This window comes from Atribacter sp. (genome assembly GCF_035418125.1).
GTDB classification, from domain to species: Bacteria; Atribacterota; Atribacteria; order Atribacterales; family Atribacteraceae; genus Atribacter; species Atribacter allofermentans.
The window spans coordinates 26,690-35,378 of the sequence record NZ_DAOLQM010000005.1 but is presented as its reverse complement, the minus strand read 5'-3'; the positions used below and the strand labels follow the sequence as shown (position 1 = coordinate 35,378).

The 8,689-nt window shown below is 38.5% G+C and carries 8 protein-coding genes; all 8 read right to left on the bottom strand.

Annotated features, from left to right (window positions below; all coding sequences use genetic code 11):
* Positions 1–126 (bottom strand): DnaJ domain-containing protein (locus PLK24_RS00930; RefSeq protein WP_324475813.1); only part of this gene is annotated, 126 nt, incomplete at its 3' end.
* Between the two features lie 123 nt (positions 127–249).
* Positions 250–684, bottom strand: coding sequence for an Hsp20/alpha crystallin family protein (locus PLK24_RS00925; protein WP_324475810.1), 435 nt, complete (start codon positions 682–684; stop codon positions 250–252).
* A 118-nt stretch (positions 685–802) separates the two neighbouring features.
* Positions 803–1,354, bottom strand: a complete 552-nt coding sequence (locus tag PLK24_RS00920; RefSeq protein WP_324475809.1) for an HDIG domain-containing metalloprotein — start codon at positions 1,352–1,354, stop codon at positions 803–805.
* Positions 1,355–1,357: 3 nt separating this feature from the next.
* Positions 1,358–2,764 carry a LysM peptidoglycan-binding domain-containing protein gene (locus PLK24_RS00915; RefSeq protein ID WP_324475808.1) on the bottom strand — a complete coding sequence of 469 codons (1,407 nt, stop codon included), beginning with the start codon at positions 2,762–2,764 and terminating at the stop codon, positions 1,358–1,360.
* Between the two features lie 4 nt (positions 2,765–2,768).
* The gene (gene ileS, locus PLK24_RS00910; RefSeq protein WP_324475807.1) at positions 2,769–5,915 is read right to left on the bottom strand and encodes an isoleucine--tRNA ligase; all 3,147 of its coding nucleotides are present in this window, start codon (positions 5,913–5,915) and stop codon (positions 2,769–2,771) included.
* A 218-nt stretch (positions 5,916–6,133) separates the two neighbouring features.
* Positions 6,134–7,102: a peptidylprolyl isomerase gene (locus tag PLK24_RS00905; RefSeq protein WP_324475805.1), complete on the bottom strand. Its 969-nt coding sequence runs from the start codon at positions 7,100–7,102 to the stop codon at positions 6,134–6,136.
* Entirely contained in the window at positions 7,099–7,272 is a 174-nt protein-coding gene (locus tag PLK24_RS00900; protein ID WP_324475804.1) for a hypothetical protein, read from the bottom strand. The genes PLK24_RS00905 and PLK24_RS00900 overlap by 4 nt, the downstream gene beginning before the upstream one ends.
* 125 nt (positions 7,273–7,397) lie before the next feature.
* A complete protein-coding gene (gene glgD, locus PLK24_RS00895) occupies positions 7,398–8,654 on the bottom strand; it encodes a glucose-1-phosphate adenylyltransferase subunit GlgD (RefSeq protein WP_324475803.1) in 1,257 nt (418 codons plus the stop codon).
* Positions 8,655–8,689 lie beyond the last annotated feature (35 nt).

The following is an 8,689-nucleotide window of genomic DNA, read 5'->3' as shown; positions in this document are numbered from 1 at the left end:
TTCTTTGTTTCCGGGATTGAGGTCGGGATGATACTTACGAGCCAATCGACGATAGGTTTTCTTTATTTCTTTCTCATCGGCATTTCTATTTAAACCTAATATTTGGTAGTAGTCTTTGAATTCCATTGAAATTTCATCCCCTTTACCGGAAATTCTCTTTTTTAAACTACTTAACACAAAGAAGGGATGGTTTTAACCATCCCTTCTTTTCTTATCTCTCATAATCTCCTCACAGCTGATTGATTAGGATTATTCAGTCTGGATGGAAACCTTCCGAGGTTTTGATTCCGCCGGCTTGGGAAGATGTATTTCTAAGACCCCATTGCGATAAGCCGCCGATATTTCTTCGGTTTCAACCGGTAAATTAAGTTGAAAAGTTCTTGAAAAAGGACCCACCAGTCTTTCTCTTCGTAAGTATTTTCTCTGGTTAGTTTGGTCAAACTTCTTTTCACCTTTTAGGGTAAGTTGATCACCGTTAATTATGATATCAACCTCTTTTTGACTTACTCCTGGTAGATCTACCCAAAGAACAATTTCATTCTCATCTTCGGTTATGTCTACCATTGGAACCCAAGCTTCATTCGGTGAAGGTTGTCTTTCATGTCGAACCATACTGTCATCAAATAGTCGATTTATCCTATCCTGTAAAAGAGTTAAATCACGAAAAGGATCAAAACGGTTCACAATTATCACCATACCTTTCTTTGATGTTGTTTGACTTTGACATTTAAAAGTATAAAACTTGATAAACTGATTGTCAAGAGTACGAGGGTATAAATTTTAAGTGAGGGAAAAATATGGCTTATAAACCCAATTGAGGTGATATTTTTTGCATAGCCTGCAAGGCAATCAATAAAAATTCATTCAAGCTTAACTGCAGATTGTTGCAGCTTTGGATTTGGTTACGGTCGGCACCTCGCGCAAAGCTTTTTTCTTTGAAGCGATTCATAAGAAAATCAAGATCCAATTCGCTGAGCGAACGATTGGGATGTATCAGAGCACAGGCAACAATAAACCCACTAACTGGGTCTACCGCGAATAATGCCTTTTCTAAAATACTATTCGGAACATGGCCAGTTGCAGGATTGTGGGAACGTAACGCAGCAACAATGTTATCGGAATAACCAACTTCACTCAATATCCGAGCCCCTTCTAAACCATGAGATTCGGGACAATTTTTAGTGATTTCATAATCTATATCGTGCAGTAGTCCAACCAAAGCCCACTCTTCAAGGTTTTGATTATAAAGAGGTGCCAGGTCCTTCATAATTGCTTCACAGGCTAAACAATGTTTTAATAAATTCTGGTTGTTTAAATATTTTTTAAGCATTGCTAAAGCATGGTTTCGATTCATCAATTATTTTCTCAGCTGACTCATTGGGTTAATTGCAGTTCCTTTTTGACGAATCTCAAAGTGACAGTGATTACCAGTAGCATTGCCCGTTGAACCCACTCGTGCTATCGGATCGCTCTGATTAACCCTCTGACCTCTGGTTACTAAGTTGACACTGTTGTGAGCATATACAGTCTGATGCCCATCGGCGTGGGTAATGATTACCATTCGTCCATAGTTTCCACTTGAACCGGAAAAAGTAACTACCCCGCTTTGAGCAGCTCGAATGATCGTTCCGGCTGAAGCACAGATATCAATACCCTTATGCATTCGTCCCCCCCTCATCCCAAAGGGTGAACTCACTCGTCCCCTAACCGGCCAGATATACCCTTTTTGTGATTCACCGTAACCATCAGAAACATAGGTCGGAATACGGATCTGCTGACCGATTCTTAAGCGGCTTTGCTGGTTTAACCCATTCACATTCATCAATAGATCTAACGATACCCGATAACGTCGGGCTATGGACCAAAGGCTATCACCTGATTGTACTTGATAGATCTGGTATTGATTAGAAGTATCTCCCGGTGAAGGCCTTTTTTCACTGGATGAAACCCATATTTTTTGATTAATTTGCAAACGGTCTGCACTTTTCAAATTATTGACTTTCAATAAAGTATTAACACTCACTCCATATTTCCGGGAAATATTCCATAGAGTATCACCCGAAGCGATTGTATAATAAAAACCTTCTTTTCCAGTGGTTTGGTTTTTCTTGTCATTTTGAGCGACCAAAACCTGAGGTGCTTCATTTTGTTGGGTTGGTATTTTCAATTTCATTCCAATTTGGAGAATCGAATTCTCAGAAAGATTATTCTCAGCCATAATGGTCTTAATACTAACTCCAAAAACCCTGGAGATGGTCCACAAAGAATCACCTTTTCGGATTTCATAAGATTGAATAGTAGTGGTCGCTGGTTGATTCTTCGCAGTTTGCATCGTTCCTTGGTGGTTTTGAGATCCAGTGATTTTAATTTTCTGGCCAATTCTTAATATTGAACATTCAGTAAGATTGTTGTCTTTGAGGATTTTTTCCTGGGGAACACCATATTTTTTAGCAATGGACCAAATATTATCTCCAGCACATATTGTGTAAGTAATGATTTCTTTGCTGCTTTCTTCTTGACTTTTTTCAATTAAAATTTTTTGTCCTATTTTTAATATTGAATTTTTATTCAAAGCATTCATTGCCATTAAGCTTTCTAATGGGACTTTATAATACCTTGAAATACTCCATAAGTTATCGCCAGCTTGAACAGTGTGATATGTGGATGCTAAACCATCTGGAGAAATCGCCGTAAGAAACAAACAAAGTAAAAAGAAACCAAAAAATGATCTCACCAGAGTGGGTGCTGATTTCTCATTCCACATTTTTTCACCTCTCCAAAGTCAGATTAAAAGAATAATCTCCAAATGAAAATTCGCGGGAAAAATCATTTCGGAGCGAATTTCCGTATAAAATTTCATAGGCTAAGGTTTCATCTTGAATGAATTGTTCATTTTCTTGAATGAGAATTCTGGCTATTTGATTCGTCCCATCATTTACACCAATTCGGATTCGATCCTCGACTTCAAACCCAGCTTCTTTTCTTAATAACTGAATTTGATGAACTAAATCTCGAAGATATCCCTCTCTCAATAGAATATTATTTAATTGAGTATCAAGAACGACCGCATATCCCTCCATGCTTTCCACCGAAACCGAACCACTGGCTTTCAATAGAATATCAACTTCTTGTCGTTCAATCAACACCTTTTCTCCTGATACTAAAATAAATAAATGTCCTTCTTCTAAAAGTTGAAGAGCAGTTTGACGTTCAACCTGCGATAGAGCCCGTGCTACGTCCTTCACCTTAGAACCATGTTTAGGACCTAAAACTGAAAAACGAGGCTTTAAAACCAGTTCAATCCCTTCAGGAAGTTTCGCTGTCCATTGTATTTCTTTAACATTCAATTCTTCCTGAATGATATCTTCGAATTGCATCGTTCCTTCGCGTTCATTTTGATTGGGAATCACTAAAATTGCCTTGGATAATGGCTGTCTAATTTTAATATTCACCTTATTCCGCACCGAACGTCCTAATATGGTAATTTTTCGAGCAACTTCCATAAAAAGAAGTAAATCGGGATCAACCCGTAAGGGATTAGAAGATGGATAATCTTCCAGATGGACGCTCTCCTTTCGATGACCATTATTTTTATTTAAGCTATCATAAACCATTTCCGCAACGAAAGGTATAAAGGGAGCGACTCCCTTCGCTAATCCAGACAATATTTCATATAGAGTATAATAAGCTGCTCGCTTGTCATCATCCCATTCAGATTTCCAGAATCTACGTCGAGAGCGGCGAATGTACCAATTACTTAAATCTTCTATTACAAAATTTTCAATTACTTTGGCAGCTCGTGATACTTCATAATCATCTAACCATTCCCGAACTTGTTGAATCATGGTTTCAAAACGAGAAATAATCCAGCAGTCGAGTACATTGCGGTTTTTAAATTCAGTAGCGAATTCCACTTTCGGTTCAAAACCATCAGCATTGGCGTAAAGAACAAAGAAATGAAAAACATTCCAAAAAGTCGTAAAAAACTTACTATAAACTTCTCCCAGTGTTTGCTTGCCAAATCGTTTTGGCACCCAGGGTGGAGATACGGAAAAAACATACCAACGAAGGACATCAGCACCATAGGAAGATATCAGCTCCCAAGGACTAACCACATTCCCGATATGCTTACTCATTTTCTGTCCTTTTTCATCCAGTCCCAGTTCAGTTACTAAACAATTTTCAAAAGCTGGGCTTTGGAAAAGGATACTGGCTAAAACATGAAGGCTATAAAACCAGCCCCGGGTTTGATCGATAGCTTCGCAAATAAAATCAGCTGGAAAAAGGCTGGCAAAACGTTCTTGATTTTCAAAAGGATAGTGATTTTGGGCTACAAACATCGCTCCCGAGTCAAACCAGCAATCAAGAACCTCTGGCGTTCTTCTCATCTCTCCCCCACACTGAGAACAGGTTAAGGTTATGGCATCGACATATGGCCGATGGAGCTCAATTTGATCGATTTGCTGATTGGCACGCTGAATAAGCTCTTGTCTTGACCCTATAGCTTCTTGATAACCACAGCTTTCACATTTCCAAATATTAAGAGGAGTACCCCAATATCGTTCTCGGCTTAAAGCCCAATCAACCACGTTCTCCAAGAAATTTCCAAACCTGCCACTTTGGATGTGATCTGGATGCCAGTGAACTTTGAGATTATTTTCTAATAAAGTTTCTTTAACTGCTGTAGAACGAATAAACCAGCTTCCCTTAGCATAATACAAAAGTGGTGTATCACAACGCCAACAAAAGGGATAGGTATGGCGATGGGTTTCTTGTCGGTATAACTGACCGGTGGATTGGAGATATTTTATGATCAAAGGATCAGCATCTTTAACCCAAAGCCCGTGCCAGAGTGGTACGCTCTCATCATATGTTCCATCAGCTTTCACCGGATGGAGCACAGGAAGATCAAAGGTTTGAGCCAACCTCATATCGTCTTCTCCAAAAGCTGGAGCTATGTGAACAATTCCAGTTCCTTCTTCAGTTGAAACAAAGTCTCCGTGATAAACTTGATATCCTTTTGGCGCAGCCAAGAAGGTCATTAGAGGATTATAGGACAAGCCAATTAGTTCTTTCCCCTTCATTTCTCTAATCAGAGTATATGCATCGGGTTGAAATAATGCTGGCAAACTTTCCCGATTGAGGATGAGATGTTTGCCAGTCTCTTTTTCTTCAATTTCCACATAATCGAGGTCTTGACCAACTGCCAATGCAACATTCGCTACCAATGTCCAGGGGGTGGTTGTCCAAACTAAGAAAAAGGTATTCTCTCGATTCTGGATTTGAAAAAGAAGATAAATTGACGGATCTACCACATCTTGATAACCCTGGGCTACTTCATGACTGGAAAGAGAAGTCCCACATCGTGAACAATAAGGCAAAACCTTATATCCTTGATAGAGAAGATTTTGATTAAAGAGTTGCTTGAGAATCCACCAAAGACTTTCAATATAATCATTATCGCAAGTTACATAGGGATGGTCCATATCCATCCAAATTCCCATGCGTTCGGTGATCTTTTCCCATTCTTTTATATATTTCCAGATACTCTCTCGGCATTTCTGGTTAAAACGATCAATCCCATAATTTTCTATATCTTGTTTCCCGGAAAATCCCAGCATTTTTTCTACTTCTAATTCGACAGGAAGTCCATGGGTATCCCAACCAGCTTTGCGAGGTACATAATAACCACACATGGTTTTATAACGGGGAATCAAATCTTTCATACTCCTGCCAATAATATGGCCGGCATGAGGATATCCATTGGTGGTTGGCGGCCCTTCATAGAAAATAAAACGTTGGTTTCCTTCTCGTTGCTGATAACTTTTCTGGAATATCTTTTTTTCTCGCCAAAAATCAAGTATCTTTTCTTCGCGATAACCTAACTCAGAGACTTTCCCTAATGATTCAAACATATTGTCACCTGCCTGCAATGATGAGCTGGAAAGATAGTTCGAAAATACCCTTTCTTATTTTATCTCTATCCAAGAAATACTTAAACAATATAACCGAATTCAGGATTTTTTGCAATTTATTAGGGGTTTATCGCTGCCTGTAAAAATGGTTATTTTTTTACTGGATGGGATTCGCTGTTGTAAAGCACTTCTTTGGAGGAATCCCATCCTTTAACTTATTATTCAGCTGGAGGGGTGACTGTTTCTGGGTTGGTATCAGTTGCCGGAGCTTCGGGTATTTCCTCTTTAGGAAGGTTTTCTTCAAGAATGGCAATTTCTGATTTATTTTTCATAGCTTCGATCATTTTTTCAAATGCCTCTTGCTGAACTTTGGGAAGCAGCTTGGTACGGATTTCTTCTTTTACTTCAGCAAGGTCTTTCAACCGAGGCTGCAAATGATCTTCAACTAAGAAAACATGAATACCATAATCGGTTTCGATTGATTCGCTCACATTGCCAGGAGCCAGATCAAATAAAACCTTTTCCATCTCTGGCTCAAGATCGCCTTTGCGTATCATACCCATCTCTCCGCCAGTTTGGGCATCAGGAGACTGAGATTTCTCTTTGGCTACTTGCTCAAAAGGTTTCCCTTCTTTCAATTCCTTTTGAACTACATCGGCTTCTTCTTTCGTATTCACCATGATATGCCTGGCTTTTACCTGTTCTGCTTCGGTATAAAGGGTCGGATTTGATGAATATTCTTTTTCGATCTCTTCATCAGAAACCACAGCCTTTTCAATTATTTCTCGAGTCACAAATTCTTGAATCATGATCTGCTGGGTTACATTTTCAATTTTTTTCTTCACATCTGGATCATCGGCCAAACCAAGTTTCTTCGCTTCTTGGACCAAAAGAACTTGACGTATCCATTGTTCTAATAAATCTTTAAATCCACCAGGAAACTGGGTTCGATAATTTTCTGGCATGGTATCCCAAATTTCTTTTAACTCAGCTAAATAAACCGGTTCTCCATTGACTTCAGCAATGACGACTTGTTCGTTCGTAACTGGTGTTTCGATATTCTGTGCTTCTTCAACGGCACCTTCAGCACTTGAATTTTCTTGAGCTATGCTTTGGATAGAAAACAAAAAAATACCAATCATAAAAATGATACTTACTATAAAAACTGAATATCTTCGTTTCATCATATATCTCCTTTCGAATCTGATTCATCCTTTTGATCTTCAAATACATCAAAACAAAAAGAATCTTCTACATCTACTGATGTTTTCTTACTCCCCCTTTCCTCAGTCAAACTCAACAACAAAGAAAATTTTTCTTCCATTTTTTTTAAATTTTCATTATTTTTATGTATCATCAATGAAATGCTTTTCAGACGCTCATTCAAAACCCAAAATAATACGAGCCCATACAAAATGAGAATTATTATCAAGAGTCCAAGGATCAAAGAACTAACCTCCCTCCAAGATTTCTTTTCTCACGCTATCCCATAATTACTGATCCACTTTTCAGCTCAGTAATTTTTCCAAAACGACTGGTGGGGACATTAATACCAATTAAACAATTTCGGGGAATTATGGAGTGAAGAGGAATTTGAGAATTTTTACCTACCAAATTAACACCCCAACTCAGTATATCCGGTCGAAGTCGGTTGGGAGTGTAATCATCTCCTGCTCCTATAATCGAATCCTCCCCCACAATAACATTTTTATCCAGTATACTTCTCTCCACCACTGAACCAGCTTTAATTATTGAATCATTAAATATTATCGAATCGTAAATTTTCACATTTTTTTCAATTACTGCTCCAGGAAAAACAACTGAATGGATCACCTCGCCATGGATAACAGTCCCCTCACCAATTATCGATGATTGGACCAAAGCCCCCTTTCCAATCTTGGCAGGAGGATTTTGAGATCGATTGGTATAAATTACCCAATTCGGATCATATAAGTTAAAACAGGGAAGAGGCTCTAATAAATGCATATTTGCTTCCCAATACGCCTTTATGGTTCCAGTATCAAACCAACAACCATCAAAGAAAAAAGCTTGAATTTTAATAGAATTTAAATTTTCAATAATAACATTGTTGACTAAATCATATTTCGATTCTTGGGCATTTTTTTGTAAACATTCATTTAAAAATTCTAAACGAAAAATATAAATTCCCATGAAAGCAATATTGGTTTTTGGCTGTGATGGTTTTTCTTCAAAACCAATAACTTGGTTCTTACCGTCGATTTCTAAAATTCCAAACCGTGACCGATCTTCAGTTTTCACCCGGGTCACTACTAAGGTAACGTCGGCATCATTATCCAGGTGATAATCCATAAGAGAATTATAATCCATCATATAGGCGTGGTCACCGGAAAGCACTAAAAGATGATCCAACTTTTTTCTCTTAATAATATTCAAATTCTGATAAACAGCGTCTCCAGTTCCACGATACCAACCTCCAACGGTTTTTCCTAAATAAGGTTGAAGGAGCTCTATTCCACCCTTTTTTCGGTCCATGTCCCAGGGACGCCCAACCCCAATGTGCTCTATCAACGAACGCGGTTGGTACTGGGTCAAAATACCAACGTCATAGATACCTGAATTAATACAGTTACTTAAGGGAAAATCAATTAATCGATAAAAACCTCCGAAGGGAACAGCTGCTTTGGCTCTTTCTATTGATAAAACACTCAAGTGATTCCCTTTCCCACCGGCCAAAATGAGCGCAAATCGAATCGACATCTGGCTCACCTCCTATGCATCACCATCAAACCATT